The sequence below is a fragment of the Kitasatospora sp. NPDC043949 genome, from assembly GCF_056435365.1.
Genome location: NZ_JBWKEQ010000083.1, coordinates 1 through 26,875 on the forward strand (window position 1 = coordinate 1; position 26,875 = coordinate 26,875).

26 protein-coding genes and 1 pseudogene are annotated in these 26,875 nt (G+C 73.6%); 13 read left to right on the forward strand and 14 right to left on the reverse strand.

What is annotated here, in order from left to right:
* Positions 1 to 140 precede the first annotated feature (140 nt).
* The 8 genes from AC07AL_RS36785 to AC07AL_RS36820 all read right to left on the reverse strand — a co-directional run bounded on the left by AC07AL_RS36785 (position 141) and on the right by AC07AL_RS36820 (position 6,091).
* Positions 141 to 749 carry a hypothetical protein gene (locus AC07AL_RS36785; protein ID WP_400804799.1) on the reverse strand — a complete coding sequence of 203 codons (609 nt, stop codon included), beginning with the start codon at positions 747 to 749 and terminating at the stop codon, positions 141 to 143.
* A 210-nt stretch (positions 750 to 959) separates the two neighbouring features.
* Positions 960 to 1,919, reverse strand: coding sequence for an ABC transporter substrate-binding protein (locus AC07AL_RS36790; RefSeq protein ID WP_478319479.1), 960 nt, complete (start codon positions 1,917 to 1,919; stop codon positions 960 to 962).
* Positions 1,920 to 1,957: 38 nt separating this feature from the next.
* Positions 1,958 to 2,635 (reverse strand): ABC transporter permease, encoded by a 678-nt coding sequence (locus tag AC07AL_RS36795; RefSeq protein ID WP_363579465.1) that lies wholly within the window; start codon positions 2,633 to 2,635, stop codon positions 1,958 to 1,960.
* The gene (locus AC07AL_RS36800; RefSeq protein ID WP_363579463.1) at positions 2,632 to 3,300 is read right to left on the reverse strand and encodes an ABC transporter permease; all 669 of its coding nucleotides are present in this window, start codon (positions 3,298 to 3,300) and stop codon (positions 2,632 to 2,634) included. The genes AC07AL_RS36795 and AC07AL_RS36800 overlap by 4 nt, the downstream gene beginning before the upstream one ends.
* Entirely contained in the window at positions 3,290 to 4,456 is a 1,167-nt protein-coding gene (locus AC07AL_RS36805) for an ABC transporter ATP-binding protein (RefSeq protein ID WP_363579461.1), read from the reverse strand. Before AC07AL_RS36805 ends, AC07AL_RS36800 begins: the two co-directional genes overlap by 11 nt.
* Before the next feature lie 398 nt (positions 4,457 to 4,854).
* Complete coding sequence (locus AC07AL_RS36810) at positions 4,855 to 5,241, reverse strand: rhodanese-like domain-containing protein (RefSeq protein ID WP_363579460.1); 387 nt, start codon at positions 5,239 to 5,241, stop codon at positions 4,855 to 4,857.
* The gene (locus tag AC07AL_RS36815; RefSeq protein WP_400984245.1) at positions 5,235 to 5,819 is read right to left on the reverse strand and encodes a cysteine dioxygenase; all 585 of its coding nucleotides are present in this window, start codon (positions 5,817 to 5,819) and stop codon (positions 5,235 to 5,237) included. The genes AC07AL_RS36810 and AC07AL_RS36815 overlap by 7 nt, the downstream gene beginning before the upstream one ends.
* 194 nt (positions 5,820 to 6,013) lie before the next feature.
* The gene (locus tag AC07AL_RS36820) at positions 6,014 to 6,091 is read right to left on the reverse strand and encodes a putative leader peptide (RefSeq protein WP_106981192.1); all 78 of its coding nucleotides are present in this window, start codon (positions 6,089 to 6,091) and stop codon (positions 6,014 to 6,016) included.
* 469 nt (positions 6,092 to 6,560) lie between these two features.
* Here AC07AL_RS36820 and AC07AL_RS36825 point away from each other — a divergent pair, with 469 nt between their 5' ends.
* The 4 genes from AC07AL_RS36825 to AC07AL_RS36840 all read left to right on the forward strand — a co-directional run bounded on the left by AC07AL_RS36825 (position 6,561) and on the right by AC07AL_RS36840 (position 11,528).
* On the forward strand, positions 6,561 to 7,403 hold the full coding sequence (locus AC07AL_RS36825) for a nitrilase-related carbon-nitrogen hydrolase (RefSeq protein WP_478319480.1): 843 nt from the start codon (positions 6,561 to 6,563) through the stop codon (positions 7,401 to 7,403).
* 11 nt (positions 7,404 to 7,414) lie between these two features.
* Positions 7,415 to 8,845 carry a dihydropyrimidinase gene (gene hydA / locus AC07AL_RS36830; RefSeq protein ID WP_400984249.1) on the forward strand — a complete coding sequence of 477 codons (1,431 nt, stop codon included), beginning with the start codon at positions 7,415 to 7,417 and terminating at the stop codon, positions 8,843 to 8,845.
* Between the two features lie 76 nt (positions 8,846 to 8,921).
* On the forward strand, positions 8,922 to 9,953 hold the full coding sequence (locus AC07AL_RS36835) for a TIGR03842 family LLM class F420-dependent oxidoreductase (protein WP_363616574.1): 1,032 nt from the start codon (positions 8,922 to 8,924) through the stop codon (positions 9,951 to 9,953).
* Between the two features lie 27 nt (positions 9,954 to 9,980).
* Positions 9,981 to 11,528: an NCS1 family nucleobase:cation symporter-1 gene (locus AC07AL_RS36840; protein WP_363579450.1), complete on the forward strand. Its 1,548-nt coding sequence runs from the start codon at positions 9,981 to 9,983 to the stop codon at positions 11,526 to 11,528.
* 121 nt (positions 11,529 to 11,649) lie between these two features.
* Here AC07AL_RS36840 and AC07AL_RS36845 read toward each other — a convergent pair whose 3' ends face one another.
* The gene (locus AC07AL_RS36845) at positions 11,650 to 12,894 is read right to left on the reverse strand and encodes a glycosyltransferase (protein WP_363627594.1); all 1,245 of its coding nucleotides are present in this window, start codon (positions 12,892 to 12,894) and stop codon (positions 11,650 to 11,652) included.
* A 178-nt stretch (positions 12,895 to 13,072) separates the two neighbouring features.
* On the opposite strand from AC07AL_RS36845, the gene AC07AL_RS36850 reads away from it, so the two are divergent.
* The gene (locus AC07AL_RS36850; protein ID WP_350875097.1) at positions 13,073 to 13,339 is read left to right on the forward strand and encodes a GlsB/YeaQ/YmgE family stress response membrane protein; all 267 of its coding nucleotides are present in this window, start codon (positions 13,073 to 13,075) and stop codon (positions 13,337 to 13,339) included.
* Positions 13,340 to 13,426: 87 nt separating this feature from the next.
* On the opposite strand, the gene AC07AL_RS36855 is transcribed toward AC07AL_RS36850, so the two are convergent.
* From AC07AL_RS36855 to AC07AL_RS36870, 4 genes are all read right to left on the reverse strand, one after another.
* Positions 13,427 to 14,365: an ADP-ribosylglycohydrolase family protein gene (locus AC07AL_RS36855; RefSeq protein ID WP_478319481.1), complete on the reverse strand. Its 939-nt coding sequence runs from the start codon at positions 14,363 to 14,365 to the stop codon at positions 13,427 to 13,429.
* Between the two features lie 139 nt (positions 14,366 to 14,504).
* On the reverse strand, positions 14,505 to 15,092 hold the full coding sequence (locus AC07AL_RS36860) for a TetR/AcrR family transcriptional regulator (RefSeq protein ID WP_478319482.1): 588 nt from the start codon (positions 15,090 to 15,092) through the stop codon (positions 14,505 to 14,507).
* Positions 15,093 to 15,167: 75 nt separating this feature from the next.
* Positions 15,168 to 16,181 (reverse strand): aldo/keto reductase, encoded by a 1,014-nt coding sequence (locus AC07AL_RS36865; RefSeq protein WP_478319483.1) that lies wholly within the window; start codon positions 16,179 to 16,181, stop codon positions 15,168 to 15,170.
* A 139-nt stretch (positions 16,182 to 16,320) separates the two neighbouring features.
* Positions 16,321 to 17,163 carry a class I SAM-dependent methyltransferase gene (locus AC07AL_RS36870; protein ID WP_363579440.1) on the reverse strand — a complete coding sequence of 281 codons (843 nt, stop codon included), beginning with the start codon at positions 17,161 to 17,163 and terminating at the stop codon, positions 16,321 to 16,323.
* A gap of 186 nt (positions 17,164 to 17,349) precedes the next feature.
* Here AC07AL_RS36870 and AC07AL_RS36875 point away from each other — a divergent pair, with 186 nt between their 5' ends.
* The 8 genes from AC07AL_RS36875 (at position 17,350) to paaE (ending at position 25,902) form a co-directional block, all read left to right on the forward strand.
* Complete coding sequence (locus tag AC07AL_RS36875; RefSeq protein WP_478319484.1) at positions 17,350 to 18,723, forward strand: sensor histidine kinase; 1,374 nt, start codon at positions 17,350 to 17,352, stop codon at positions 18,721 to 18,723.
* Complete coding sequence (locus tag AC07AL_RS36880) at positions 18,720 to 19,379, forward strand: response regulator transcription factor (protein WP_363579436.1); 660 nt, start codon at positions 18,720 to 18,722, stop codon at positions 19,377 to 19,379. The genes AC07AL_RS36875 and AC07AL_RS36880 overlap by 4 nt, the downstream gene beginning before the upstream one ends.
* Positions 19,380 to 20,113: 734 nt before the next feature.
* Positions 20,114 to 21,541 (forward strand): M20/M25/M40 family metallo-hydrolase, encoded by a 1,428-nt coding sequence (locus AC07AL_RS36885; RefSeq protein ID WP_478319485.1) that lies wholly within the window; start codon positions 20,114 to 20,116, stop codon positions 21,539 to 21,541.
* 240 nt (positions 21,542 to 21,781) lie between these two features.
* Positions 21,782 to 22,903 (forward strand): 1,2-phenylacetyl-CoA epoxidase subunit PaaA, encoded by a 1,122-nt coding sequence (gene paaA, locus AC07AL_RS36890; protein WP_400804835.1) that lies wholly within the window; start codon positions 21,782 to 21,784, stop codon positions 22,901 to 22,903.
* Complete coding sequence (gene paaB / locus AC07AL_RS36895; protein ID WP_030056311.1) at positions 22,900 to 23,193, forward strand: 1,2-phenylacetyl-CoA epoxidase subunit PaaB; 294 nt, start codon at positions 22,900 to 22,902, stop codon at positions 23,191 to 23,193. Before paaA ends, paaB begins: the two co-directional genes overlap by 4 nt.
* Positions 23,194 to 23,206: 13 nt before the next feature.
* The gene (paaC, locus tag AC07AL_RS36900; protein ID WP_400804841.1) at positions 23,207 to 24,124 is read left to right on the forward strand and encodes a 1,2-phenylacetyl-CoA epoxidase subunit PaaC; all 918 of its coding nucleotides are present in this window, start codon (positions 23,207 to 23,209) and stop codon (positions 24,122 to 24,124) included.
* Positions 24,118 to 24,684, forward strand: coding sequence for a 1,2-phenylacetyl-CoA epoxidase subunit PaaD (gene paaD, locus AC07AL_RS36905; RefSeq protein WP_400804844.1), 567 nt, complete (start codon positions 24,118 to 24,120; stop codon positions 24,682 to 24,684). Before paaC ends, paaD begins: the two co-directional genes overlap by 7 nt.
* On the forward strand, positions 24,685 to 25,902 hold the full coding sequence (gene paaE, locus AC07AL_RS36910) for a 1,2-phenylacetyl-CoA epoxidase subunit PaaE (RefSeq protein ID WP_478319486.1): 1,218 nt from the start codon (positions 24,685 to 24,687) through the stop codon (positions 25,900 to 25,902).
* Positions 25,903 to 25,938: 36 nt separating this feature from the next.
* On the opposite strand, the pseudogene AC07AL_RS36915 reads toward paaE, so the two are convergent.
* Positions 25,939 to 26,781: pseudogene (locus AC07AL_RS36915) on the reverse strand (NAD(P)-binding domain-containing protein); the annotation flags it as partial.
* Between the last annotated feature and the right edge of the window lie 94 nt (positions 26,782 to 26,875).

Here is a 26,875-nt window from a genome sequence, read left to right on the forward strand (position 1 = left end):
CCCCCCCCCCACCCCCCCCCCCCCCCCCCCCCCCCCCCCCCCCCCCCCCCCCCCCCCCCCCCCCCCCCCCCCCCCCCCCCCCCCCCCCCCCCCCCGGCCCGGTGCTCAGGACACCGGGCGGTTCGGGTGGACGCTCCGGGTCACGCCGGCGGCGGGCAGAGGGTGGTCCGCAGCGCGTCGTTGATCTTCGCGGCGGTGTCCGGTCCGAAGCCCTGCGGGTGGTCGGGCGAGGTGAAGCGCTGGTTGGCCAGCTCGACCAGCTTCGACTTGTCCTTGGGGAACTGGAACAGCGCCTGGCACTGGTTGCGGGCCCGGTCCACGGCCTGGTCCGGCTTGCCGCCGACGATTGCCGGGTCTATCGCGTCCAGCGCGGCGACCAGCTTGCCGGTCAGGTCGGTGCCCGGCTTTCCGGGCAGGCCGGCGTCGCTGGGGGGCGTGGGCTTGGCCGGGGCGGGGGCTCCGGAGGAACCGGAGTCCGGGGCGGGGGCCGAGGGGCTGTCGGGCGCGGGCGCCGAGGGGGCCGCGGGCACCGAGGGGGAGGCGGCCGGGTCGGGCGCGGAGGCCGAGGGCGACTCGGGCGCCGACGGCGTCGAGGCGGTGCCGGGGGCGGGAGCCGAGGCGGCGGCCGGGGTGGTGGGGGAGCCGGCCGCGGCGGTGGCCGGGTGGGGGCCCGGTCCGGAGCTGGAGCAGGCAGCGAGGCTCACCGCGGCGAATGCCGTGAGGGTGGCGGCGAGGAGACGAGTGCGCATGGCGTCACACTGTCATGTCCGCGGCGTCGAAGGGAAGATCCTCCCGCGAGCGCGGACGGCCCGGGAGGGGGACCTCCCGGGCCGCCGACTCGCCGCGTTCGCAAGACACGGGCGAGGCGCCAGCAAGGCACGGCCAGGGCGCGGGCGAGGCGCCAGCAAGGAACGGCCGGGGCGCGACCGGGCACGGCCAAGGGGCCGGCCGAGGCGTGGTCAGCCGAGGCCGTTGGCCTTCAGCCAGTCCTTGGCCACCGCCGACGGGTCGTCCTTGTCGATCGCGACGCGCTTCATCAGCGCCGTCAGCCCCGCCGTGTCGAGCTTGGCCGACACCGCGTTGAGGGCCGCCGTCGCGGTGGGGTTCACGCTCGCCTTGTTGACCAGCGGGGTGACGTTCTGCGCGCCGAAGAGGTTCTTCGGGTCGGTCAGCGGGACGAGCTTCAGCTGGACGATCTTCGGGTCGGTGGTGAACACGTTGCCGACCTGGATGGTGCCGTCCTTGAGCGCGTTCGCGGTGGCGTCGCCGGTGGGCTTCCACTCCTTGAAGTTCAGCCCGTAGACGTCCTTGAGCTGCTGCTCGCGGCGGGACTTGAACTCCGGCGGACCGCCTATCGTGAACTCGCCCGCCTTGGCGGCCAGGTCGGCGATGCTCTTGAGGCCGTACTTGTCGGCGTTCTCCTGGGTGACGCTGAGCGAGTCCTTGTCCTCGGCGGGGGAGGAGTCGAGGATCCCCAGTGCGGCGGGCAGCGTCTTGGCCAGCGCCGCGTTCACCTCCTCGGTGGTGGCGGCGGTGGACTTGGCGTCCAGGTAGGCGAGCAGCGAGCCGTTGTACTCGGGCAGGACGCTCAGGCTGCCGCTCTGGAGCTGCCCGTAGAGCACCTCGCGGCTGCCGATGTTGAACTTCTCCTCGACCTTGACGCCCTTGGCCTTGAGGGCCTGCGAGTAGATCGAGCCGAGCAGCACGTTCTCCGGGAAGTTCGCCGAGCCGACGACCACCGTCGAGCCGGCGCCGGCGCCCGAGCCGGCGCCGGCGCCCGAGGCGGCGGGGGAGCCCGCCGCGGAGCCGCCGCCGAGCGGGTCGCCGCCGCCGGAGGAGCCGCAGGCGGTGGCGCCGAGGGCGAGTGCGGCGAGCGTGCCGAGGACGACGGCGCGCCTGCTTCCGTGGTTTGTCGACATGGTGACAGATGTCCTTCCGGAGAGGATGGGAACGAGGTTCAGCGGGCCCGGCGCTGGGCGCGCATCCCGGGCGGGAGCGCGTACCGGGCGAGCAGGGCGAAGAACAGCTGGGCGCCGACCGCGAGCAGCACCACCAGCAGTGCGCCGCCGACGGTGACGGCGTACTTGCGGGTGGCCAGTCCGTCGATGACGTAGCGGCCGAGGCCGCCCAGCCCGACGTACGCGGCCACGGTGGCGGTCGCGATCACCTGGACGGTCGCGGTGCGAAAGCCCGCGAGCAGGGTCGGCGCCCCGGATGGCAGGCAGACCTGCCACAGCACCTGCGGGTGGGTCAGCCCGATGCCGCGCGCCGCGTCCCGGACGTCCGGGTCGGTGCCGCGCACCCCCTCGACGGCGGCCACCAGCAGCGGTGGCGCGGCGAGCGCGACCAGCGGGATCAGCACGGCCGTGTCCCCGACCCCGCCGAGCAGCACTGCCAGCGTCACCAGGCCGAGCGTCGGCAGGGCGCGGGTGGCACCGGCGAAGGCCGTCACGAGCGTGACGCCGCGCCCGGTGTAACCGATCAGCAGCCCGAGCGGCACGGCGAGCAGCGCTGCGAACAGCAGGGCCTCGCCGGAGAGCACCAGGTGCTCGGTGATCCGGTGCACGATCGAGTCCGGGCCGCTGCGGTGGTCGGGGGCGGAGAAGAAGTCGCCCAGCCAGTTCAGCCAGTTCACGAACCGGCTCCCTTCTCCCGGACGGCCCAGGGTGCGAGCAGCCGGCGGGCGCCCACCAGCAGCAGGTCGACGGCCAGCGCGAGGGCGGCGATCAGCGCGATGCCGGCCACGATCGGGGTCGGGAACGTGCGCTGGAAGCCGTCGATGAACAGGTAGCCGAGCCCGCCGCGCCCGATCAGCGCGCCGACGCTGGCCAGCGAGATGCTGGACACCGCCGCGACCCGCAGCCCGGCGATCAGGTACGGCACGGCGGCGGGCAGCTCGACGGAGGTCAGCCGGTGCCACGGCCCGTACCCCATCGCGGTGGCGGCCTGCCGGACCGGGTCCGGGACGGCGCGCAGGCCGTCCACGGTGGTCGGCAGCAGCACGGCGAGCGCGTAGAAGGTGAGCGGGATCATCACGGTGGCCTGGGTGGCGAGGCCGGTGTAGGGGATGAGCACCACGAACACGGCCAGCGAGGGCAGCGCGTAGACGATGTTGAAGACGGCGGACAGCGGTTGGTACAGCCGGGGGAAGCGGGTGCAGGCCAGGCCCAGCGGGACGGCCAGCAGCAGGCCGATGAGCACCGGAAGCAGGGAGATCACGGCGTGGTCGGCGAGCAGGTCGCCGAGGTAGCCGAGGTGGTCGCCGATCCAGTACCAGCGGACGATCGGTTCACCGTCCACCGGCCGCCCCGTCCGTGAGGTCACCGGCCGCCGCGCCGGCTGCCGCACCGCCCGCCGCGTCCACAGGGCCACCGGCTCCCGCACCGCCCGCCGTGCCCGCTGCGTCGGCCGCCGCGGCGGCCACAGGGGTGGACAGTGCGGCGAGGACGGCCTCGCGGCTCGCGGTGCCGGTGGCCCGGCCGTCGGCGTCCAGGGCCACGGCGGCCCCGGCGGGGGAGAGGACGGCGGCGTCCAGCGCGGTGCGCAGGGTGTCGGCGTCCGGCCGGTAGCCGGAGACCGGGTGCAGCTCGGCGGTGGCGGCGTCGCGGTCGATCCAGCCGATCGGGCGGCGCTCGTCGTCCAGCGCCAGTTCCCAGCCGCCGTAGCGCAGCCCGTCGGCCACTGGGCGGACGGCGACGGTGGTCGCGGGGCGCAGGGCGAGGCCGCGCAGGCCCCGGTCGCGGCCGAGGAAGGCGGCCACGCCGTCGTCCGCGGGGGTGGTGAGCAGGGTGTGCGGGTCGGCGAGCTGGGCGATCCGGCCGTGTTCGCGCAGGACCACCACCTGGTCGCCGAGCCGGACGGCCTCCTCGATGTCGTGGGTGACGAACAGCACCGTCTTGTGCAGCTCGGACTGGAGCCGCAGCAGTTCCTCCTGGAGCCCGGCGCGCACCACCGGGTCGACGGCGCTGAACGGCTCGTCCATCAGCAGCACCGGCGGGTCGGCCGCGAGGGCGCGGGCCACGCCCACCCGTTGCTGCTGGCCGCCGGACAGCTGGAACGGGTACCGCTTGCCGGTCTCGGGAGCGAGCCCGACCAGTTCGAGCAGTTCGGCGGCCCGGGCGCGGGCCTTCTTGCGGTCCCAGCCGAGCAGGTAGGGCACGGTGGCGACGTTGTCGATCACCTTGCGGTGCGGGAACAGGCCGGCCTGCTGGATCACGTAGCCGATGCCACGGCGCAGCTTGGCGGGCTCCAGTTCGGCGACGTCCGTGTCGTCCAGCAGCACCCGGCCCGAGGTCGGCTCGACCATCCGGTTGACCATGCGCAGCAGGGTGGTCTTGCCACACCCGGACGGTCCGACCAGGACGGTTATCCGACCGGTCGGGACGTCCAGGTCCAGGCCCTCGACGGCGATGGTGCCGTCGGGGTGGCGCTTGCCGGCGCCCTCGAATCTGATCACGGGGAGTTTCCTCGTCAGGGCGCCCCGGGGAGGCGGCGCCTGTTTCGGTCGTACGGTTGATGGCGGTTCGTCGACAAGCGGCGACGGCGTGGGCCGTACCGGCCGCTGCCGTGACGGCGTCTGTCGGATCGACCGCCCGGGCGTTCTTCCGCCCGCGTGGCTGCCCAGCTTCGGACCGGCGGAAACTCTGATCAGACTATGACCTGCATCATCTCCTGTCTCTCACTTACCACCCGGCACGGGGCCCGGACCCCGCCTCCGGACGGCCGGGGCCGACCGGACGCCCGACGTTCCGGCAGGTCAGAGGGGTGGGACACGGACACCCTGACGGCGGGTCGAGGGCTCGGGCCCCGGACGATCAGCCCGTCAGCCGCCGAGCGCCCCGGCCCTCCAGACTCTCAGCCGCCCCGGCGCGTCGGCAGCCCGGAGGCCGCCCAGCCGACGAAGCCGCCGTCCAGATCGGTCGCCCGGTGCAGCCCCAGCTCGCGCAGCGAGGCCGCCGCCAGGCTGGAGGCGTACCCCTCCGAGCAGACCACGATCACCTCGACGTCGTAATCCGACGCCTCGGGGATCCGGTGACTGCCCGTCGGGTCCAGCCGCCACTCCAGGACGTTGCGCTCGATGATCAGCGAGCCGGGGATCTCCCCCTCCGCCGCCCGCTGCGCCGCCGGACGGATGTCCACCAGCAGCGCGCCGTCCAGCTGCGACTGGTACGCCTCTCGGGCGCGCGGACGGTGGACGCCCTCGCGGGCCCGCTCCACCAGGTCGTCGATCGTGGTCACCATTGCTCCGGTCCTTCCTCCGAGGTACGGACGAGCCCGCCGGCCCGCAGGTCGTAGTGCGCCATCGAGCCCAGCGGGGGCGAGTAGGCGTGCAGGGTCACGGCCGGGCCGGACGCGGTGTTGCGCACGTCGTGCACGTACTCGGGGCCGAAGGCGCGGGCGGTGCCGGCCGGGACCCGGCGGATCAGCAGGCCCTGCTCCGGCCCGCCGAGGGACAGCTCCTCCAGCTCGCCGAGGGCGACGGTGAACGCGCCGCGCGAGCCGCCGTGGTCGTGGAAGCCGGTGGACTGGCCGGGCAGCCAGCTGATCAGCCACACCTCGTGGTCGTCGTCGGCCACCAGCCGCCGATACCAGCGCTCCTCGGTGGAGAGCCGGACGAGGTGGATCCACTGGTCGGGCTGTTCGGCCAGTTCGCGGACGACGGTGCGCAGGGCGCTCGGGGTGAGCGGCGCGCGGGTCTCCGCGGTGGCGGTGGCGGTGGCCGTGGCCGTGGCCTTGGCCTTGGCTGTTCTGGCCGGTGCCGGTGCCGGGGTCGGGGCTTGGGCGGCAGCGGGTTCGTCGGGGGCGAGGTTCAGGCTCATGGGGGCGTCCTCGGGTGCAGCGGGAACGTCGGCGGGGTGCGCCCTGGTCCGGCGGCGGGCGAGGGCACGGGCCGACGGAGCGGCACGGCACGCGCGGATGCGCCGGGCGGGGCGGGAATCAGAACGCTGGGTGCGGGTGTGCGGCGCGGGCCCTGGCGGACGTCACAGGGCGGGGGCAGCGCGGAGAGCCAAGGTCAACAGGCACAGATGGAACTCGCCTGGCGTCGCAGATCGACGTGCAGGCGGCAGACCAGAGTGGTGCCGGTGTCCATGCGCCGGATCCTTCCCGAGCCAACCGGACGAAGTCAAGCCGGATGGGGCCGGATCGCCCGGCTCCGCCGCCGGTCGGCTCGCCGCCGGCTGCCCGTTACCCCTCGGCCGGCCGCCTTCGGCTGCGCCGCGCTAATCCACCCCGGCCGAGCGGCCGACCGGCCGTCGAGCCGTTCTGGACCGGAACCGCCGAACGGCACTCGCATGCGTAAGGACCCCACTCGCGGGGTAAATGATCGTTTCATCCCATCCAGGACCCTCTGCGTGTCCGCGTCACGAGATCGCCCCAGATGCGTTACCGCCAACGTATTGTCAGGCCACCGAGGCCCGGCCTACGGTCTACAGACCGCTTTCTACGCACGTAGACCCCTGCGGATCCCCGGCGGTCCGCAGACGAGACCCGCCCGCCCCGTCAACCCTCAGACCGCAGGCCCGACCCCATGGCCGGGCGGCGGAGTTGCGGAGGTATCCATGTCGCAGATCGTCCGTGCCGCGCTCGTCCAGACCCGCTGGACCGGCGACCAGGAGAGCATGATCGCCCTTCACGAGCGGTACGCCCGCGAGGCCGCCGCCCAGGGCGCGAAGATCATCGGTTTCCAGGAGGTCTTCAACGCCCCGTACTTCTGTCAGGTCCAGGAAGCCGAGCACTACCGCTGGGCCGAAGCCGTCCCCGACGGCCTCACCGTCCGCCGGATGCAGGACCTCGCCCGTGAACTCGGCCTGGTGATCGTCGTCCCGGTCTACGAGGAGGAACAGGCCGGGGTCTACTACAACACCGCCGCCGTCATCGACGCCGACGGCAGCTACCTCGGCAAGTACCGCAAGCACCACATCCCGCAGGTCAAGGGCTTCTGGGAGAAGTACTACTTCAAGCCCGGCAACCTCGGCTGGCCCGTCTTCGACACCGCCGTCGGCAAGGTCGGCGTCTACATCTGCTACGACCGCCACTTCCCCGAGGGCTGGCGCGCCCTGGGCCTGGCCGGAGCGCAGATCGTCTACAACCCCTCCGCCACCAGCCGAGGCCTCTCCGCCTACCTCTGGCAGCTGGAACAGCCCGCCGCCGCCGTCGCCAACGAGTACTTCGTCGCCGCCATCAACCGCGTCGGCACCGAGGAGTACGGCGACAACGACTTCTACGGGACCTCCTACTTCGTCGACCCGCGCGGCCAGTTCGTCGGCGACGTCGCCTCCGACAAGGAGGAGGAGCTCGTCGTCCGCGACCTCGACCTCGGCCTGATCGAACAGGTCCGCCAGCAGTGGGCGTTCTACCGGGACCGCCGCCCCGACGCCTACGGACCGCTCGCCGAGGCCTGAGGAGCAGCGCGATGACCACCCGCGACCCGCACCAGCGCACCATCGTCCGCGGCGGCCTCGTCATCACCGCCGCCGACGAACTCCACGCCGACGTCCTCATCGAGGGCGAACGCATCGCCGCCCTCGCCACCACCGGCAGCTCCACCGCCGAGGCCTGGAGCGCCGACACCGTCATCGACGCCACCGGCCACTACGTCATCCCGGGCGGCGTCGACGCCCACACCCACATGGAACTGCCCTTCGGCGGCACCTCGGCCTCCGACACCTTCGAGACCGGCACCCGGGCCGCCGCCTGGGGTGGCACCACCACCATCGTCGACTTCGCCGTGCAGTCCGTCGGCGGCTCGCTGCGCGAGGGCCTGGACACCTGGCACGCCAAGGCCGACGGCAACTGCGCCGTCGACTACGCCTTCCACACCATCGTCTCCGACGTCAACGAGGGCGTCCTCAAGGAGATGGACGCCCTCGTCGACTCCGGCGAGTCCACCTCCTTCAAGCTCTTCATGGCCTACCCCGGCGTCTTCTACAGCGACGACGGCCGCATCCTGCGTGCCATGCAGCGCGGCGCGGTCAACGGCGGGCTGATCATGATGCACGCCGAGAACGGCATCGCCATCGACGTCCTGGTCGAACAGGCCCTCGCCGCCGGGCACACCGCACCCCGCTACCACGGCGAGGTCCGCCGCGAACTCCTGGAGGCCGAGGCCACCCACCGGGCCATCAAGCTCGCCCAGGTCGCCGGCAGCCCGCTCTACGTCGTCCACGTCTCCGCGGCCGCCGCCCTCGCCGAGCTCGTCCAGGCCCGCGACGCCGGGCTCAACGTCTTCGGCGAGACCTGCCCGCAGTACCTGTTCCTCTCCACCGACAACCTCGCCGAGACCGGTGCCGACGGCTTCGAGGGCGCCAAGTACGTGTGCAGCACGCCGCTTCGGCCGCGCGAGCACCAGGAGACGCTCTGGCGCGGACTGCGCGCCAACGACCTCCAGGTGGTCTCCACCGACCACTGCCCGTTCTGCTTCACCGGGCAGAAGGAACTCGGCCGCGGCGACTTCTCGAAGATCCCCAACGGCCTGCCCGGCGTGGAGAACCGGATGGACCTGCTCCACCAGGCCGTCGTGGACGGGCACATCACCCGTCGGCGCTGGATCGAGATCGCCTGCACCACGCCCGCCCGGATGTTCGGGCTGCACCCGCGCAAGGGCACCATCGCGCCCGGCGCCGACGCCGACCTCGTCGTCTACGACCCCACCGCCGTGCAGACCGTCTCCGCCGCCACGCACCACATGAACGTCGACTACTCGGCGTACGAGGGCCGCCAACTCACCGGCCGCGCCCGCACCGTGCTCTCGCGCGGCACCGTCGTGCTGGACGGCGAAACCTGGCTCGGCCGGGCCGGCCACGGCACGTTCCTGCGCCGCGACACCTGCCAGTACCTGACCTGACCACTCTCCCGCGCCGCCGCCCGGGCCTGTGCGCACGACCGCCCGGGCGGCGGAACCACCCTCCCCGGAGCCACCCATGGACATCGGCCTCGTCCTGCAGACCGACCCGCCCGCCCGCCTGCTCATCGACCGGATGATCCGCGCCGAACAGGCCGGGTTCAGCCACGGCTGGACCTTCGACTCCTGCGTCCTGTGGCAGGAGCCGTTCGTCATCTACAGCCGGATCCTCGCCGAGACGCGGAGGTTGACCGTCGGACCGATGGTCACCAACCCCTCCACCCGGACCTGGGAGGTCACCGCCTCCCTGTTCGCCACGCTCAACGACATGTACGGCAACCGCACCGTCTGCGGCATCGGCCGCGGCGACTCCGCCATGCGGGTCGCCGGACGCCACCCCGCCACCCTCGCCCGGCTCTCCCAGGCCATGCACGCCATCAAGGAGCTGGCCGAGGGGCGGACGGTCGAGGTGGACGGCACCGAGATGCACCTTCCGTGGGTCGGCCCAGGCGCCCAACTCCCCATCTGGATGGGCGCGTACGGGCCGAAGGCGCTCGCACTGACCGGTCGTCAGGCCGACGGATTCATCCTCCAGCTGGCCGACCCGTACCTCACCGAGTACATGGTCAAGGCGGTGCGGTCCGCAGCGGCCGAGGCCGGCCGGGACCCGGACGCCGTCACCATCTGCGTCGCCGCCCCCGCCTACGTGACCGCCGACGACTCGCCCGCCGCGCTCGCCCACGCCCGGGAGCAGTGCCGCTGGTTCGGCGGGATGGTCGGCAACCACGTGGCCGACCTGGTCAGCCACTACGGCGCACACTCCGAGCTCGTCCCGGAGGCCCTCACCGACTACATCAAGGGCCGCCAGGGCTACGACTACAGCCACCACGGCCGGGCCGGGAACCCCGACACCGCCTTCGTGCCGGACGAGATCGTCGACCGCTTCTGCCTCATCGGCCCGCCGCAGGCCCAACTCGCCCGCCTGGAGCACCTCCGCTCCCTCGGCGTCGACCAGTTCGCCGTCTACGCCATGCACGACGCCGTCGAGGCCACCATCGACGCCTACGGGACCGACGTCATCCCGCACCTGTCCCGCCAACCCCAGACGTAACGCCATTCACGCGGAGGGGAGTTGACCATGGCCGACACCGCGACCAGCGGCGGCGGGCAGCGGCATCACTCCGACGGCCGGGTCGAACTCGAACCGGCCGCAGGAGAGTTGCCGTCCAACGGCTTCACCAACGACGACCTGCGGCCGGTCCCGGTGGCACGGCGCACCTGGACCACCTACAACTTCCTGGCGCTCTGGGTCGGCATGGCCCACAACATCCCGTCCTGGACGCTCGCCTCGGGGCTCGTCGCGCTCGGCATGGACTGGAAGCAGGCCGTGCTGACCATCGCGCTCGCCAACCTCGTGGTGCTCGTGCCGATGCTGCTCACCGGGCACGCCGGGACGAAGTACGGCATTCCGTTCCCGGTGTTCGCCCGGGCCGCGTTCGGACTGCGCGGCGCCAACCTGCCCGCGCTCATCCGGGCGGCGGTGGCCTGCGCCTGGTTCGGCATCCAGAGCTGGATCGGCGGCGAGGGGATCTTCCTGCTGGCCGGCAAGCTGCTGGGAGAATCCTGGCGCACGGCAGCGGAGTTCGGCGGCTATCCATGGACGCAGTGGGTGTCGTTCCTGCTGTTCTGGCTGATCGAGATGGCCATCATCGCCCGTGGGATGGAGACCCTCCGGCGGTTCGAGAACTGGGCCGCGCCGTTCGTGATCGTCGGCGCGCTGGCGCTGCTGGCATGGATCACCGTGAAGGCGGGCGGGTTCGGTCCGTTGCTCGACCAGCCGTCCGAACTGGGCTGGGGCGGCGGGTTCTGGAAGGTCTTCTTCCCCGCGCTGATGGGCATGATCGGGTTCTGGTCGACCCTGTCGCTCAACATCCCCGACTTCACCCGCTTCGGGGGCAGCCAGCGCGCCCAGATCCGCGGGCAGGCGCTCGGCCTGCCGACCACGATGACGCTCTTCGCGCTGCTGTCCGTCCTCGTCACCTCCGGCTCGCAGGCCGTCTACGGCGCACCGGTGTGGGATCCGATCGAACTCGCCGCGAAGATGGAGAACCCGGTCGGCATCCTGTTCGCGCTGCTGACCGTCCTGATCGCGACGCTGTCGGTGAACATCGCCGCCAACGTCGTCTCGCCGGCCTACGACCTCGCCAACCTGCTGCCCCGGCTGGTCGACTTCCGTACCGGGGCGCTGATCACCGGCGTCGTCGGGATCGCGATCTTCCCGTGGAGGCTGATCTCCGACCCGCACGTGTACATCTTCACCTGGCTGGGTGTGGTCGGCGGCCTGCTCGGGACGGTGGCCGGGGTCCTGATCGCCGACTACTGGGTGCTGCGTGGCACCCGGCTGCAACTCGCCGAGCTGTACCAGCCGGGCGGGGCGTACTGGTACGCGGGCGGGTGGAACTGGCGGGCGGTGACGGCGCTGTTGGTCGGGGGCGTCCTGGCGATCGGCGGCTCGTACGGCGGGCCGTTCCCGGCGGACGGGCTGCTGCCCGTGTTCAAGCCGCTGGCCGACTACGGCTGGGCGGTCGGCTTCGGGTCGGCCTCGGTGCTGTACCTCGTGCTGGGCGCTGTCCCGGGTGCCCGGCGGGTGGGCGGGCGCCACGGGCGGACGGCGGCGGACGGCTGACAAGTGACAGCGGACGGATAACAGCGAACAGATAACAGCGGACGGATGACAGCGAACAGATAACAGATTTCGAAATCTGTTATCTGTTCGCTGCTACTTGTTCATTGCCGGTTGCCCGCTGTCATTCGCCAGTCGCTGCCCGGTCGACGGCCGCCAGCACCTTCGCCGCACCGTCCTCGGCCGCGAGCGTGGCGGCCGCCGCCCGGGCCTGGTCGCGGTAGCGGGGGTCGTCGAGGGCCTGGCGGATGGCGGCGGCGAGGCGTGCGGCGGTGAGGGCGTGCAGCGGTACCGGCCCGGGGGAGACGCCGAGGCGGGTGAGCCGGTCGGACCAGAACGGGGCGTCGAGCTGTGCGGGTACCGGTACGGCCGGCGTGCCGCAGCGCAGGGTGGCGGCGGTCGTGCCGGCGCCGGCGTGGTGGATCACGGCGGCCATGCGGGGGAACAGCCAGTCGTGCGGGGCGTCGCCGATGGTCAGGACGTCCTCCGCCTCGCCGGCTCCGAGGTCGCTCCAGCCCGACTGCAGGACGGCCCGGACCCGGGCGGCGCGGACCGCGGCGACCACCGTCGCGGTGAGCCGGCCGGGGTCGGGGACGACCAGGCTGCCGAAGCCGACGAAGACCGGCGGCGGTCCGGCGGCGAGGAAGTCGAGCAGTCGGGCCGGGGGGTGCCAGTCCGGATCCCGTACCGGCCACCAGTAACCGGCCACGTCCAGCCCCGGGCGCCAGTCGGCGGGCCGCGGGACCACGGCGGGCGAAAACCCGTGCAGGACGGGGTACTTGCGCCTGGCGTGGGCGGCGCCGAGCGGCGGTAGGCCGAGGCGGCGCCGCAGCCCGCGTACGGCGGGGGCGAAGAGCTGGTCGGTCGCGACCTGGACGGCGTGCCCCGCGAGCAGGTTGCCCGGGCGGCCGAGTGAGCGGGCACCGGTGACAGCGGGCGCGAACTCCCTGGTGGGGGAGAGGGGTTGGAGGTGTAGGCCGATGCTGGGAATGCCCGCAGCCTCGGCGGCGACCTGGCCGAGCGGGCTGGTGGTGCTGGTGGTGAGCAGCAGGTCGGTGCCGAGTGCCGTGGCGTCGGCGATGCCGTCGGCGAGCTCCGGCATGAACTTCCGCCCCAGCTGTAGAAGTTGCAGGACGGCGCGAGGTCCGGTGCCGGCCTGGAGCAGGCGCCGCCCCTCGGCGGAGGCGAGTTCGGCGCGCGGGTCGACCGGCAGCGGGCGGAACTCCAGCCCTGCGGTCCGCACCGAGGCGGCGAAGGTGGCGTGGGTTGCGACGGCCACCTGATGGCCGGCCGCCTGGAGGCGGGCGCCGAGCCCGGTGAACGGGGCCACGTCGCCCCGGGATCCGGCGGTGGCGATCAGGATGCGCATGGCCGCAGTATCCCGGCGCGGGCGCCCCGCCGGAAAGGTGCCGTGCCCGGAGCGGCCCGGTCCGGGGTGGCCGGTTCGGGCCGGTGCTCCCGCGGCGCCGGAACCGGGCGGTGGTGGGCGGCGTCCTTCCTGGCAGAGCGGCGGAACGGGGCCGCCGCGCCGTGGACGGGAGGGACAGATGAGCATCGTCGCGTGGATCGTGCTTGGCCTGCTGGCGGGGGCACTGGCCAAGCTGCTGCTGCCGGGGAAGGACCCGGGCGGCCTGATCGTGACAACCCTGATCGGTATCGCCGGCTCCTTCGTGGGCGGTTGGATCGCCTCGCACTTCCTGCACAGGTCGGTGACGGCGCACTTCTTCGACATGGCGACCTGGGTGTCGGCGATCGGCGGGGCCCTGGTGCTGCTGATCATCTACCGGCTGGTGTTCGGCAGCTCCCGACGCTAGCCCGAGCGCCGGGAACCGGCCCCGCGCCGACGCGGACACGGCGTCGCACAGCCGAGCCGGCCAGGCCCACGGGGCGGCCGGCTCGGCTCAGCGCGTCGGTGCCGACGCCTCCGCGACCCACTCCGGCAGGTCCTCGCGGGCGGCCAGCCAGGCGGTCGGCACCTCGGCGAGGCCGGTGCGAGCGGCTACCGCCCCGGCGGCGATCGCGCAGGTGGTGTCCATGTCGCCCCAGCCCTCCAGGGTGTGCCAGATGACCTCGGGCAGTGAGTCCAGGTGCCCGGCGGCGGACCAGAGGGCGAACGGGACGGTGTCCGGGGCGGAGATCATGAACCCGGAGCCGAGTACGTTGGCGGCCTGCCGGACGCTCGTGTGTCCGGGCAGCCGGGCGGCGATCCGTAGACCGGAGCGCACTTCGCCGTCCGGCAGACGCCCGGCCACCTCTGCCAGCAACTCGGCACGGCCGGGCGGGTTTTGGCCCCGGCTGCGGACAGCGAGTGCCGTGGCGAGGGCGACTGCCACCGCGCCCGCGACCGCCTCCGGGTGGAAGTGCGTGGTGAGTGCCTGGAGTTCGGCCTGCCGGGCGACGGCGTCCAGGTCGTCCGCGAACCAGGCGCCCAGTGGGGCGACCCGCATCGCGGCGCCGTTCCCGTACGAGCCCTGACCCTCGAACTGAAGCGAGGTGATGGCGCGCCAGTCCCCGCCGGCGCCGATCTCACGCAGTACCCGGTGCATCGACGGGCCGTACTTGCGCCCGTACTCGCGGGCGTACTCCTCGGCGAACTCGCCGGCCAGCGCATCCTGTCGGACCTCGCCCCAGGAGGCCAGGTGGCGGACGAGGACCAGCGCCATCGCGGTGTCGTCGGTCCAGTGCCAGGGCGCCGGGCGGAGCCGGCGGGCGGCCAGCGCGGCGGGCGCCTCGTCGAGCGGGGCCGAGAACCAGCGGTCGCCGAAGGCGTCGCCGAGGGCGAGCCCCTGCAGACTGTCCAGGGTCGGACGGGCCGGAGGGGTCGGACGGGCCGGACGCATGTCGTCCTCCAAGTGAGATCAACCGTGCGCGGCAGTCTGCCGGACGGCCGGGCCCGTCGGCGACCGGGTTTCGCTCCGGTGCCGGCGAGCCCGGCCGTCGGTGTCCGGGTTCAGGGGCGCCCGGGGCTTCGGAGGGGCGTCACTTGGTGAGCAGGCCGCCGAGGATGAGCTTCCAGAGGGCCTCGAAACGGTCCTCGATGGTCGGCTCGGACCACGAGGACGCGTACGCCGGGTCGTGGAAGGGGCCGGTGGCGTCGAAGACGGCGCGGGCCGTGGAGAGGATGTGGGCGAGCTTGAACTCCTTGCTCTCCATGCCGTCCTGGACGATCTGGGCGATCTGGGTGACCAGGGTGTCGATGTGCGCCTCGACGATGCCGCTGTTCTCCTCGACCAGCACCATGTAGGTGGCGAACAGCTCCGGGTCGTCCAGCGCCTTCTTCCGCTTGGCCGCGAACAGCGTCACCAGCCAGCGGTGCAGCAGCTCGACGGCCGAGCCGGCCTCGGTCGAGATGAAGGCGAGCTGGTGGTGCGCCTGGTCGAGCCAGCGCTGGGTGACCGCCTCGCGCAGCGCGGCCTTGCTCGGGAAGTGGCGGTAGACGCTGCTGTGGCTGACGCCGAGGATCCGGGCGACGTCCACGACGGTGGCCTTGGCCGGGCCGAACCGCCGGAGGACGTCCTCCGCCGCGATCAGGATCTGCTCGGCGGTGAGTGTGGTGTCCGTGGTCACGGGGAGGTCCGTCCTTAGGGTCGTGCGGTCGAGGGTGGTGCTGCCGTCCCCGGCCGTCGGGCCGGTTCCGGTGGGTCAGTGCTCGCTGTCCAGGTGCTCCATCTGGGCGGCAGCGTAGCGGTCGCCCGCTGCGGAGCCGGCGGGGACGGCCGCCTCGATGGCCGCGAGGTCGGCCGCGGTGAGCGTGACGTCCAGCGCGCCCAGCGCCTCGGTGAGGCGGTCGCGGCGGCGGGCGCCGACCAGCGGAACGACGTCCTCCCCGCGCGAGGCGACCCAGGCGATGGCGACCTGGGCGACGCTCGCCTCCTTCGCGGAGGCCACCGCGCGCAGTGCCTCGACGAGCGCGAGGTTGTGGGCCAGGTTGTCGCCCTGGAAGCGCGGACTGTGGCCACGGAAGTCGGTGCCGGCCAGGGCGCGGCCCTGGTCCCAGTGGCCGCTGAGCAGGCCGCGCGAGAGCACGCCGTAGGCGGTGATGCCGATGCCGAGCTCGCGGGCGGTGGGGAGGATGGCGTCCTCGATCGAGCGGGAGATCAGCGAGTACTCGATCTGCAGGTCGCTGATCGGGTGGACGGCGGCGGCGCGGCGCAGGGTGTCGGCGCCGACCTCCGACAGGCCGATGTGACGGACGTAGCCGGCCTTCACCAGGTCCGCGATGGCGCCGACGGTCTCCTCGACCGGGACGTTCGGGTCCAGGCGGGCGGGGCGGTAGACGTCGATGTGGTCGGTGCGCAGTCGGCGCAGCGTGTAGGCGAGCGCGGTCTTGGTGGCGGCGGGGCTCGCGTCGTAGCCGAGCCACTGGCCGTCCGGGCCGCGCTGGGCGCCGAACTTCACGCTGATCTGCACGCTCTCGCGGGCGCGGCCGCGCAGGGCCTCGTGGATCAGCAGCTCGTTGTGGCCCATGCCGTAGAAGTCGCCGGTGTCGAGCAGGGTGACCCCGGCGTCGATCGCGGCGTGGATGGTGGCGATGCTCTCGGCCTCGTCGGCCGGGCCGTACAGGTCGGACATGCCCATGCAGCCGAGGCCGAGGGCGGAGGTGACCGGTCCGGAGGTGCCGAGGGTGCGTTGTGTGGGGCGGGAGGTCGTGGCCACGGGGACTCCAGGGGTGGGTGCGGCGATGGGTGGGGTGACCCGGGGTCCACTATGGCACGAAAGCGAACAGATTTCAAAATCTGTTCGCTGTCGTCTGTTATCTGTTATCTGTTATCTGAAAGCTGTCACCTGTTATCTGTCACCCGCCGACTCGATCGGCCGCCCGGCTGCGGTTCTCGTACGCGAGTGCCTCGCCGGCCGCGGCCTCGCCGGCCGGGGGCTCTGGCGGCGAGGCCGGACCCCAGTCCTCCCGCCCGCCCAGTGACCGCAGCAGGTAGGCGCGGGCCGGCGGCAGGTTGCGCCACACCGTGCGCTCACCCAGCCCGTACGCCGCCTCGAACCGCCGCAGCAGTCGCACCACTGCCCGGTGGCGGGCGCTCTGCCGGGGCCCCGAGGACAGGGTGCGGGCCGTCGTCGTGCCGAGGTAGCCGAAGTACGTCAGCTCGCCCCCGGGCAGAAGCAGCCGCAGGTAGAGGTCGAGGAGGTGGCGTACCTGGGCCGGCTCGAAGTTGGTGAACGGCAGGCCCGACACGATCACGTCGTACCGCTCGTCCGTCTCGCCGGCTCGGCCCGTCACGTTCGTCTGGTCCTGGGGCAGTTCCTCCACCCGGCAGGCCGACAGCCGCAGGGCGACACCCGGGCGTCGTGCGGCCAGCACCGGGTCCTCGCGCAGCCGGTCGGCGAAGCGCGGGTTCGCCTCGACGACGTGCAGCCGGTCACCCGGGAGCAGTACTTGGGCCAGCCGGCGGGTCACCACGCCCGTCCCGGCGCCGACTTCCAGCACCGAGATCGGCCGATTCGGGCGGCTGGTGGCCGGAACCACCAGGGCGTTCACGAGGTCCTCACCGCTCGGGGCCAGCGCTCCGGTGTCGTGGAAGGTGCGCAGGGCCTCGGCGAGGAACAGCAGGTGGTCCCCGGCGGACCGTGAACTGCGCTGCGGGGTGAGGAAGTCGGGGCGCGGGCGGAGCTGTTCGGTGGTCATGCCTTCGACGCTAGGCAGCCCCGCCGCACCCCGAATCGGCCGACGAGCGACGCGTACCCCCGACGAAAGTCGAGGGTGCGGGTACCCGGGAGAAGGGGGCACCCGCCCGCCGCCCGCCCGTAACATCGAGCCGGACGGTCGGACGGACAGGCGACGGACGGACGGAGCGAGCGCGGAGGGAGCCCGATGCGCGAGGACGGGAGCGGCCCGATGCGCGCAGGCCTGTTGGGCTGGTACGGCCCGGGCCGCCGGCTGTGGAGCGAAACCCTGCTGCTGCTCGGCATCCTCGCGCTCACCGCCGAGGAGGGCCTCTCCCAGTGGGTCCACGCCGATGAGCCGTTTCGGCTGCCCCGGACCGTCGTGGCCGTCCTCGCCTCGCTCTCCCTGCTGTTCGCCCGCCGCTACCCGATGGCCTCCGCCGTCCTGCCGGTGCTCACCGGCGGCCTGTTCAACCGCGCCTTTCCCGGGCTGTTCAGCGTCTACTACCTCGCCTCCCTCGGCCGGACCGGCCCGGCGGCGGCCGGCGGCGCCCTCATCGCGATGGTGGGCGCGACCCGAGCCGATTCGCTGGTCGGCTGGGCGGGCACCACCGGATCCCAACTCCTCGTTCAGGCGGCGACCTTGTCCTTCGGCCTGTGGCTGCACGGCCGCAGGGTGCTGATCCGCACCCTGCACGAGCAGGTGGACGCGCTGCGCCGGGAGCGCGAGTTGCGCGCCGAACGGGCCCAGGCCGCCGAACGGGCCCGGATCGCCCGGGAGATGCACGACGTGCTCGCCCACCGTCTCAGCCTGCTGGTGCTGCACGCCGGGGTGCTGCGCGACCAGGCCCTCGCCGGTACCGTCGCCGCCGACCCGGACCGGCTCACCCACCGCCTCGAACTGCTGCGCACCACCGCCGCCCACTCGCTCGACGACCTGCGTGACGTCCTCGGCGCCCTGCGGGCCGACCCGCCGACAGCACCGGCCGCCGAGGAGGTGCCGGCCGCACCGCCCCGGGTGGCGCGCGTCCCGGTGCCCGTCCCGGCGTGCGTCCCGGCGCCCGCGCTGCGCGACCTCACCGAACTCGTCGGTGAGGCCACTTCGGCCGGGCAAGAGGTCGAACTGGCCCTCTCCGGCGACCCGGAGACCGTCCCCACCACCCACCGGCTGGCCGTGCACCGCCTGGTCCAGGAGGCGCTGACCAACGCCCGCAAGTACGCGCACGCCGCGCCCGTCACCGTCCGGGTCCGCTTCGGCGCCCCGGCAACCACCGTCGAGGTCCGCAACGGTCCGGGGGAGGCGTCGCCGAACGGGCCGGGCACCGGCGGCGGGTACGGTCTGGTGGGGCTCGCCGAACGGGTCGACGCGCTCGGCGGCTACCTCGACGCGGGACCGGACGGTGGTGGCGGCTTCCGGCTCGCAGCCCGCCTGCCCGCACCGGAGCGCCCGCCGCGGACCGTGCCAGGACCCGTGCCAGGGCCCGTCCCAGGACCGGGCCCAGAACCGGGACACGACCCCGGATCCGGGCCTTCCCCGGCCCTTGCCCCCTCCCCGACCCCGCAGCCGAAGGACGCCGAATGATCCGCACGATGGTGGTCGACGACGACGCGCTGGTGCGGCTCGGCCTCGTCGACCTGCTCGCCCAGGACCCGGCCCTCACCGTGGTCGCCGAGGCCACCGACGGACTGCAGGCCGTCGAACTCGCCCGCAGCCAGCGGATCGACGTGGCGCTCATGGACATCCGGATGCCCAGGCTCGACGGCATCGCCGCCACCAGGCGCCTGCGCGAACTGCCCGACGCCCCGCGCGTGATCGCGCTCACCACCTTCGACCTCGACGAGTACGTGTACCAGGCGCTCGCCGCCGGGGCCGACGGCTTCCTGCTCAAGGACACCCCGCCCGCCGAGATCGCCCGGGCCGTCCACGTCGTCGCCGGCGGTCAGGGGATGCTGCACCCTGCGGCCGCGCGGCGACTGATCGACCGCTACCACCGCACCGGTGCGCCCCGGTCGGTCGCCGCCCGCAACCGGGTCGCCGGGCTGACCCCGCGCGAGACCGACGTGCTGCGCGAACTCGCCGACGGGCTCTCCAACGCGGAGATCGCGGGCGTCCTCGGGATGCGCGAGAGCACCGTGAAGGCGCACGTCAGCCGGATCCTGACCGGGTTGGGCGTCGGCAACCGGGTCCAGGCCGCGCTGCTCGCGCGCGATTCCGGGCTGGTCGGGGACGGCGCCTGAGCCGGTACCGGGCGCTGTGGGGCGGTGCGGTGCGGTGGTGCGGTGCCGTCGTGGCTCGTGTGGTCGCTGGTCCTGCCGATGCGCGACGCCCGGTGGTGCGCGCGCGGTGGTGGGTGGGGTGTCATGTCGTCCGGTGTTCACGCGAGTGTTCCCGGGGCGTCGGACCGGGCTCCCCCTGAGCCGGTCGCGTGCTCCCGGTTCGTACCGCGCGCTGAGCCGTTGTCACCCATCCGGCGTGGAAATCCCGCGCCTTGGCGGTTTGCGCTGCCGAACCCGGGCGGCGGGTCCATGGTGGAGATGGGCGCGATCCGGCGACCGCGCCCGCGCGCCGATCCAGGCCCGCGCGCCGCGCGCCCGCCGCTGTTCTCCGACGGGTGTCCGAGGCTGAGGGCCCGGTCCCGGCACGCTGGGAGCAGGGCCACCTCGCAGGAAGCCGAACGGTTCTTCTAGGCTCACATCTCGGCTTCCCTGCGGCGGTCCGGCCCGTTGCGCCCGCCGTCAGGAAGCCGCCGTCCACGGGGCCCCGGGCGGACCGGGGCCACCGGATCGAGCGAGGAGGACGCAATGCCAAGCACGCCGCCCAGCCGTTCCACCGCACTTGGGCCAGACGGTCCGTTCCGAAGGGCCGGGCACCATCCCGGTCGATCGGCGCGGTCCGGCCGGGCCTGGCAGCCGGGTTGGGGTGGCCGGCCGGTCCGGCCGCTGAATACCGGCAGCGGCCGCGGAGGCGAACGTTGAGTCCCCAGATCGTCGGGTCGCCCGCCGCGCCGAGTGCCGCCGCCCCCGACGGTGACTCCGCCCCCGCGCCCGCCCCTGCCTCGGACCGCGCCCCCGTCGACCTCCCGGCCGCTGCTGACGGTGAGGCCCTCACCGCTACTGCTACCGCGACCGCTCATGCCACGGCCACGGCCACGGCCACGGCCACGGCCACGGCCACGGCCACGGTCACGGTCACCGTCACAGCCTCGGCCACCGCTGCTGCGACCGCCGCACTCCCCGGCCTGCCGCAGGCCCTCAGCACCCGCGCCCGTACGCTGGCCGGGGCCGTCCGGCGCCGGTGCACGGACCTGGCCCGGATCGAGTCGCCCAGCGGAGACGTGCCCCGACTCGACGCTCTCGCCGAGGAGTTGAGCGCCGGGTTCAGCGCCACCGGTGCCACCGCGCGGCGCGAGCCCGGGCCGGCCGGTGACCACCTGGTCCTGGAGTGGGAGGGGCAGGACGAGACCCTGCCGCACCTGTTGATCGTCGGCCACCACGACACCGTCTGGCCGGTCGGCACCCTCGCCGACTGGCCGGTCACCGAGCAGGACGGTCTGCTCAGCGGCCCCGGCGTCGTCGACATGAAGGGCGGACTCGCCATCCTGGAAGGCGCGTTCGCCCTGCTCGCCGACCTCGGGCAGCGGCCGCACCGCGCCGTCCGGCTGGTCGTCGTCTCCGACGAGGAGGTCGGCAGTCCGGACGGACGGCGCCTGGTCGAGCGCCAGTTGCGCGGTGCGGCCGCGGTCCTCGGGCTCGAACCTCCGCACCCCGACGGCCGGTTGAAGACGGCCCGGCGCGGCAGCACTCGGGTCCGGCTCACCGTCACCGGGCGTGAGGCCCACGCGGGCAACGACGCCCACGACGGGGTGTCGGCGGTCGACGAACTCGTCGACCAGCTCGTCGTCGTCCGCGGCCTCGCGGGACAGCCGGGGACGGAGCTCAACGCCGGTCGGATCAGCGGGGGTTCGCGGGCCAACGTGGTCGCGGGCCGGGCCGAGGCCGAGCTCGGCCTGCGGTTCTCCACCGTCGAGGCGCAGCGCCGTACGCTCGACAACCTGGCTCGGCTCACCGCGCTGCGCCCGGGGGCCAGGGTCCGGACCGAGGTGCTGTCCAGCCGTCCGGCGTGGCCCGAGCGCACCGGCAACCCGCTGCTGCGGCACGTTCGTTCACTCGCCGCGGTGCTCGGTCAGCAGCTGGACGGCGGTCCGGCGGGCGGCGCGGGGGACACCAATCTGCCGGGCTCGCGCGGGCTGCCGACGCTGGACGGCTTCGGCGCGGTCGGTGCCGGTGCTCACGCCCGGCACGAGCACATCCGGCTCGACCAGCTGGCACCCCGGATCGCCCTGCTGGCCGCGCTCCTCGCCGTACCGCTGCCGAGGCTGCGCGACCGCACGGAGGGTTGAGCGGGCTGCCGGCGGCCGGGGGCCGGGGGCTGTCGGCGAACAGGGAGCAGGGAACAGAGAACAGAAGACGGATGACAAGTAACAGCTGACAGATTACAGCTAACAGATAATGAAATCTGTTAGCTGTTATCTGTTTGTTGCCCGCCCGCTCGCCGCAGCCCGCCCGTCGACGACTGTCCGCCGCCCGAAACCCCGCCCCTCACCCGCGTCCCTTGCCATCCCTCCACCTCGCCGCGCAGAATGGTACCGACCGAACGGTCAGTCGGTTGGCGCCGCGGGCGCCGGCGCGGGACACGAGAGGTGATCGTGGTGACAGCAGAGGTGGCCGAGGCGGTCCCCGCGCAGGCGCTGGAGGACCGGTTCGAGGCGGTCGTCGCCGCCGAGCAGCGGATCGAGCCCAGGGACTGGATGCCCGACGCCTACCGGGCCACGCTGGTCCGCCAGATCGCCCAGCACGCCCACTCCGAGATCATCGGCATGCAGCCCGAGGGCAACTGGCTCACCCGCGCCCCCTCGCTGCGCCGCAAGGCGATCCTGCTCGCCAAGGCCCAGGACGAGGCCGGCCACGGCCTCTACCTCTACGCCGCCGCCGAGACCCTGGGTGTCGACCGCGCCGAGCTGACCGAGAAGCTGATCTCCGGCCGGCAGAAGTACTCCTCGATCTTCAACTACCCGACCCTCACCTTCGCCGACGTCGGTGTGATCGGCTGGCTGGTCGACGGCGCCGCGATCTGCAACCAGGTCCCGCTGTGCCGCTGCAGCTACGGCCCGTACGCCCGCGCGATGGTGCGGATCTGCAAGGAGGAGTCGTTCCACCAGCGGCAGGGCTACGAGCTGCTGCTGACACTGATGCGCGGCACCGAGGCGCAGCGCCGGATGGTCCAGGACGCGGTGGACCGCTGGTGGTGGCCGTCTCTGATGATGTTCGGGCCCCCAGACGCCGACTCGCCGAACACCGCCCGCTCGATGGCCTGGCGAATCAAGCGGCACACCAACGACGAGCTGCGCCAGCGCTTCGTCGACATGACCGTCCCGCAGGCCGAACACCTGGGCGTCACGCTCCCGGATCCCGAGCTGCGCCGGAACGAGGAGCGCGGCGGCTGGGACTTCGGCGAGCCGGACTGGTCCGAGCTGACCAGGGTCATCCACGGCCAGGGCCCGTGCAACGCCCAGCGGGTCGAACGCCGCCGGACGGCGCACGAGGACGGTGCCTGGGTCCGTGAGGCGGCCGTCGCCTACGCGGCCAAGCGCCGCGCCGAACAGTCCGCCGAACCCGGGCAGCCCACCGGATCCGAACCGCCCGTCGAAGCCGGGCAGCCCGGGCGTACGGGCGAGCCCACGGAACAGGAGAACGGAAAGTGACCGAGTCCAAGGCCGGCTGGCCGCTGTACGAGGTGTTCGTGCGCCCCCGACGCGGGCTGAACCACGTCCACGTCGGTTCGCTGCACGCGGCCGACGACCGGATGGCCCTGCTCGCCGCCCGCGACCTCTACACCCGCCGCAACGAGGGCGTCAGCCTCTGGGTGGTCCGCTCGGACGCGATCACCGCCTCCACCCCGGACGAGCGCGACCCGTTCTTCGAGCCCAGCGGGGACAAGGTCTACCGCCACCCGACCTTCTACGACATCCCCGAGGATGTCCCGCACATCTGACGGGGGAACCGCCATGCAGGACCACAGCACGCAGGCCGGCGCTGACGTCGACGCCGACGACCACGTCTACCTCGGCCTCGCCGAAGCCACGCCCGGCCCCGAGGGCGAGGGCCGCTGGGCGTACGGGACGGGCTTCGCCGACCCGCTGCTCGGCGTGGACACCGCCGTGCCCGCCGGAGTGGACGGCGCGGACCTCGCCGCCTACTGCCTGATGCTCGGAGACGACGCCCTGATCCTCTCCCAGCGCCTGATCGAGTGGTGCACCCGGGCGCCCGAACTGGAGGAGGAGGTCGCGCTCGCCAACCTGGGCCTCGACCTGCTCGGCCAGGCCCGGCTGCTGCTCACCCGGGCCGGCCAGGCGGACGGCTCCGGCCGCACCGAGGACGACCTGGCGTACTGGCGGGAGGACCACGAGTTCCGCAACGTCCGGCTGGTCGAGGCCCCGAACGGCGACTTCGCCCACTCGATCGCCCGGCTGCTGCTGTTCGCCACCACGCGCTGCGCCCTGTACGAGGCGCTGAGCGCGCACCCGGACCCGGTGCTGGCGGCGGTCGCCGCCCGGGGCGTCAAGGAGCTGGCGTACCACCGCGAGTACGCCACCGCCTGGACGCTTCGGCTCGGTGACGGCACGCCGTACTCCTCGGCGCGGATGCAGGCCGGGCTGGACGCGCTCTGGCCGCTGCTGGAGGAACTGTTCACGGCCCACCCGGTGGAGCTGCGGACGGGCGCCGATCCGGCGGTGCTGCGCGAACCGGTGCTGCGCTCGCTCGGCGCCGTTCTCGCCGAGGCCGGGCTGACCGTACCGGACGTGCGGCCGCTGGCCACCGTGCTCGGCCGGGCCGGCCGGGACGGCGTGCACACCGAGGCGCTCGGCCCGCTGCTCGCCGAATTCCAGGTGCTGGCCCGCGCGCACCCGGGGGCGACGTGGTGAGCGCGGCGCTGACGGAGCGCGGGACGGCCTGGGAGGTCGCGGCGGTCGTGCCGGACCCGGAGCTGCCCATGCTGACCCTGGCCGATCTGGGCGTGCTGGCCGAGGTGGCGGTGGACGACGGCGCGGTGACCGCCTGGCTGACCCCGACCTACTCGGGTTGCCCCGCCGTGGCCGAGATGGCCGCCGACGTGGACCGCCGGCTGCGCGCGGCCGGGTACCGGGACGTCCGGGTCCGGCTGCGGCTGGATCCGCCGTGGTCGACCGATCTGATCACCGCCGAGGGCCGCCGCAAACTCGTCGAGGCGGGTATCGCCCCGCCGCGTCCGACCTCCGCCGCCGGCGTGGCCGGCCCGGTCCCGCTCGCGCTCGGTCCCACCCGCACCGCCGCTCCGGCCGGCACCTCCGCTGCCGCTTTCGCTTCCGCAGCCGCCCCCGTGCCCTGCCCGCGCTGCGGCGGTGCGGACACGGAGGAGCTGTCCCGCTTCGGTTCCACCGCCTGCAAGGCGCTCTGGCGCTGCCGCGCCTGCCGGGAGCCGTTCGAACGCGTCAAGGAGATCTGAATGCCCGCCGCTTCGCCCGCCGCGTCCCAGGCCGACGCCTCCCAGCCCGCCGCGTCCCAGGCCGACGCATCCCAGACCGAAGCCTCCGCCGCCGCGCACGCCGACACTCCCGCTGAGGCCGCGGTGTCCACGCTGCGCCCCGCCCGCCGCCCGACCTTCCACCGGCTGCGGATCGAGCGGGTCGAGCGGCTCTGCGACGACGCCGTGGCGGTGACCTTCGAGGTGCCGGACGGGCTCGCGGCGGACTTCGTATTCCGGCCGGGGCAGACCCTGACGCTGCGCAAGGTGGTGGAGGGCGTCGACGAGCGCCGCTCGTACTCGATCTGCGCCCCCGCCGACGGGCCGCTGCGGATTGCCGTCCGGGAGGTGCCCGGCGGGCTGTTCTCCCGGTGGCTGGTCCGGGACGCGGGGCCGGGCGAGGAGGTGGACGTGCTGACGCCGTCGGGCCTGTTCACCCCCGACCTCGGCGTTCCGGCCGAGCACGTGCTGCTCGCGGCCGGTTCCGGCATCACCCCGATGCTGTCGATCGCCGCGTCCGTCCTGGCCGCCGACCGCCGCTCCACCGTCACCCTGCTGTACGGCAACCGGCGCAGCGACACCGTGATGTTCGCGGACGAGCTGGCCGACCTGAAGGACCGCTACCTCGGCCGCTTCCAGCTGGTCCACGTCCTGTCCCGGGAGACCCGCGACGCCGAACTGCTCAGCGGGCGGCTGGACCCGGAGCGGGTGGGGGCGCTGCTGGGGGCGCTGGTGGATGTCGGGAGCGTCGGGCACTGGTGGCTGTGCGGCCCGTTCGGGATGGTCGCGGGGGCGAAGGAACTGCTCGCCGGGCTGGGCGTGCCGGGCGAGCGCGTGCACCAGGAACTGTTCCACGCCGAGGACGAGCCGGTGTCCGAGCGACCGGAGGACCGGGACGGCGCGGCGGGAGCGGCCGACGGCCCGCACAGCGAGGTCACCGTCGTCCTGGACGGGCGCGGCAGCACGCTCTCCCTGCCGTGCGACCGCTCGATCCTGGACGGTGCCCAGCGCTCCCGCCCCGACCTGCCGTTCGCCTGCAAGGGCGGGGTCTGCGGCACCTGCCGTGCGCTGGTCACCGAGGGCGAGGTCGAGATGCGCCGCAACTTCGCGCTGGAGGAGAAGGAGCTGGCTGCCGGCTACGTCCTCACCTGCCAGGCCCGCCCGATCACCGACCGGGTGACGGTCGACTACGACCGCTGAGCGGCCGACCGCCCCGCCCTTCCCCTCCCGACTGCTTCAGACCACGGCCGGGGCGGGCAGCCTGGCCGGGTCGCCGAGCAGGTGGACGAGGTCGCTGACGGCGGCGCGACCGGCCCGGTTGGCGCCGATGGTGCTGGCGGACGGGCCGTAGCCGACCAGGTGGACGCGCGGGTCGGCGGTGGCACGGGTGCCGGTGAGCGCGATGCCGCCGCCGGGGGAGCGCAGCCCGAGCGGGGCCAGGTGGCCGACCTCCGGGCGGAAGCCGGTGGCCCACACGATCGCGTCCACCGCCAGCTCCTCCTCCCCCCAGGCGACGCCGTGCTCGGTGAGCCGGTCGAACATCGGGCGGCGGTGCAGGGCGCCCAGTTCCTCGGCACGCCGGTAGGCGACGGACGGGCCGAGCCCGGTGACGCTCACCACGCTGCGCACCGGCAGGCCCTGCCGGACCCGTTCCTCGACCTTGGCGACCACCGCGCGTCCGTACTCGGGGGTGAACGGCCCCTCGTGGTAGACGGGCGGGGTCTGGGTGACCCAGACCGTCTCGCCGACCGCAGCCACCTCGGACAGCACCTGGATCGCCGAAGCGCCCCCGCCCACCACCAGGACGCGCCGGCCGGCGAACTCCCCGGGGCCGCGGTAGTCGGCGTAGTGCAGTTGGCGACCGGCGAAGTGGCCCGGGTAGTGGGGCAGGAACGGGCGGGTCCAGGTGCCGGTGGCGTTGATCAGCGCCCGCGTGGACCAGGTGCCGTGGTCGGTCTCGACCAGCAGCCGGGAGTCCGGGCGGTCCGACTCGGCGCGCACCGCGCGAACGGCGACGGGGCGTACGACCGGGAGCGCGTGCCGGGCCTCGTACGCCGCGAAGTACCCCGGCACGACCTGGCGGTTTCTAGGGGTCGTTGCAACACGTGGTCGGTTTGATCAGGCCGCGATGAGTTTATGCAGGCGCTCGGCTGGGGTTTCCCAGCCGAGCGTT

What these genes read in the sequence shown, in the direction of transcription:
- AC07AL_RS36785 (WP_400804799.1), bottom strand. Translation starts at nt 749, where the DNA reads ATGCGCACTCGTCTCCTCGCCGCCACCCTCACGGCATTCGCCGCGGTG.
- AC07AL_RS36790 (WP_478319479.1), bottom strand. Translation starts at nt 1,919, where the DNA reads ATGTCGACAAACCACGGAAGCAGGCGCGCCGTCGTCCTCGGCACGCTC.
- AC07AL_RS36810 (WP_363579460.1), bottom strand. Translation starts at nt 5,241, where the DNA reads ATGGTGACCACGATCGACGACCTGGTGGAGCGGGCCCGCGAGGGCGTC.
- AC07AL_RS36815 (WP_400984245.1), bottom strand. Translation starts at nt 5,819, where the DNA reads ATGAGCCTGAACCTCGCCCCCGACGAACCCGCTGCCGCCCAAGCCCCG.
- AC07AL_RS36820 (WP_106981192.1), bottom strand. Translation starts at nt 6,091, where the DNA reads ATGGACACCGGCACCACTCTGGTCTGCCGCCTGCACGTCGATCTGCGA.
- AC07AL_RS36825 (WP_478319480.1), top strand. Translation starts at nt 6,561, where the DNA reads ATGTCGCAGATCGTCCGTGCCGCGCTCGTCCAGACCCGCTGGACCGGC.
- hydA (WP_400984249.1), top strand. Translation starts at nt 7,415, where the DNA reads ATGACCACCCGCGACCCGCACCAGCGCACCATCGTCCGCGGCGGCCTC.
- AC07AL_RS36835 (WP_363616574.1), top strand. Translation starts at nt 8,922, where the DNA reads ATGGACATCGGCCTCGTCCTGCAGACCGACCCGCCCGCCCGCCTGCTC.
- AC07AL_RS36840 (WP_363579450.1), top strand. Translation starts at nt 9,981, where the DNA reads ATGGCCGACACCGCGACCAGCGGCGGCGGGCAGCGGCATCACTCCGAC.
- AC07AL_RS36845 (WP_363627594.1), bottom strand. Translation starts at nt 12,894, where the DNA reads ATGCGCATCCTGATCGCCACCGCCGGATCCCGGGGCGACGTGGCCCCG.
- AC07AL_RS36850 (WP_350875097.1), top strand. Translation starts at nt 13,073, where the DNA reads ATGAGCATCGTCGCGTGGATCGTGCTTGGCCTGCTGGCGGGGGCACTG.
- AC07AL_RS36855 (WP_478319481.1), bottom strand. Translation starts at nt 14,365, where the DNA reads ATGCGTCCGGCCCGTCCGACCCCTCCGGCCCGTCCGACCCTGGACAGT.
- AC07AL_RS36870 (WP_363579440.1), bottom strand. Translation starts at nt 17,163, where the DNA reads ATGACCACCGAACAGCTCCGCCCGCGCCCCGACTTCCTCACCCCGCAG.
- AC07AL_RS36875 (WP_478319484.1), top strand. Translation starts at nt 17,350, where the DNA reads ATGCGCGAGGACGGGAGCGGCCCGATGCGCGCAGGCCTGTTGGGCTGG.
- AC07AL_RS36880 (WP_363579436.1), top strand. Translation starts at nt 18,720, where the DNA reads ATGATCCGCACGATGGTGGTCGACGACGACGCGCTGGTGCGGCTCGGC.
- paaA (WP_400804835.1), top strand. Translation starts at nt 21,782, where the DNA reads ATGGTACCGACCGAACGGTCAGTCGGTTGGCGCCGCGGGCGCCGGCGC.
- paaC (WP_400804841.1), top strand. Translation starts at nt 23,207, where the DNA reads ATGCAGGACCACAGCACGCAGGCCGGCGCTGACGTCGACGCCGACGAC.
- paaE (WP_478319486.1), top strand. Translation starts at nt 24,685, where the DNA reads ATGCCCGCCGCTTCGCCCGCCGCGTCCCAGGCCGACGCCTCCCAGCCC.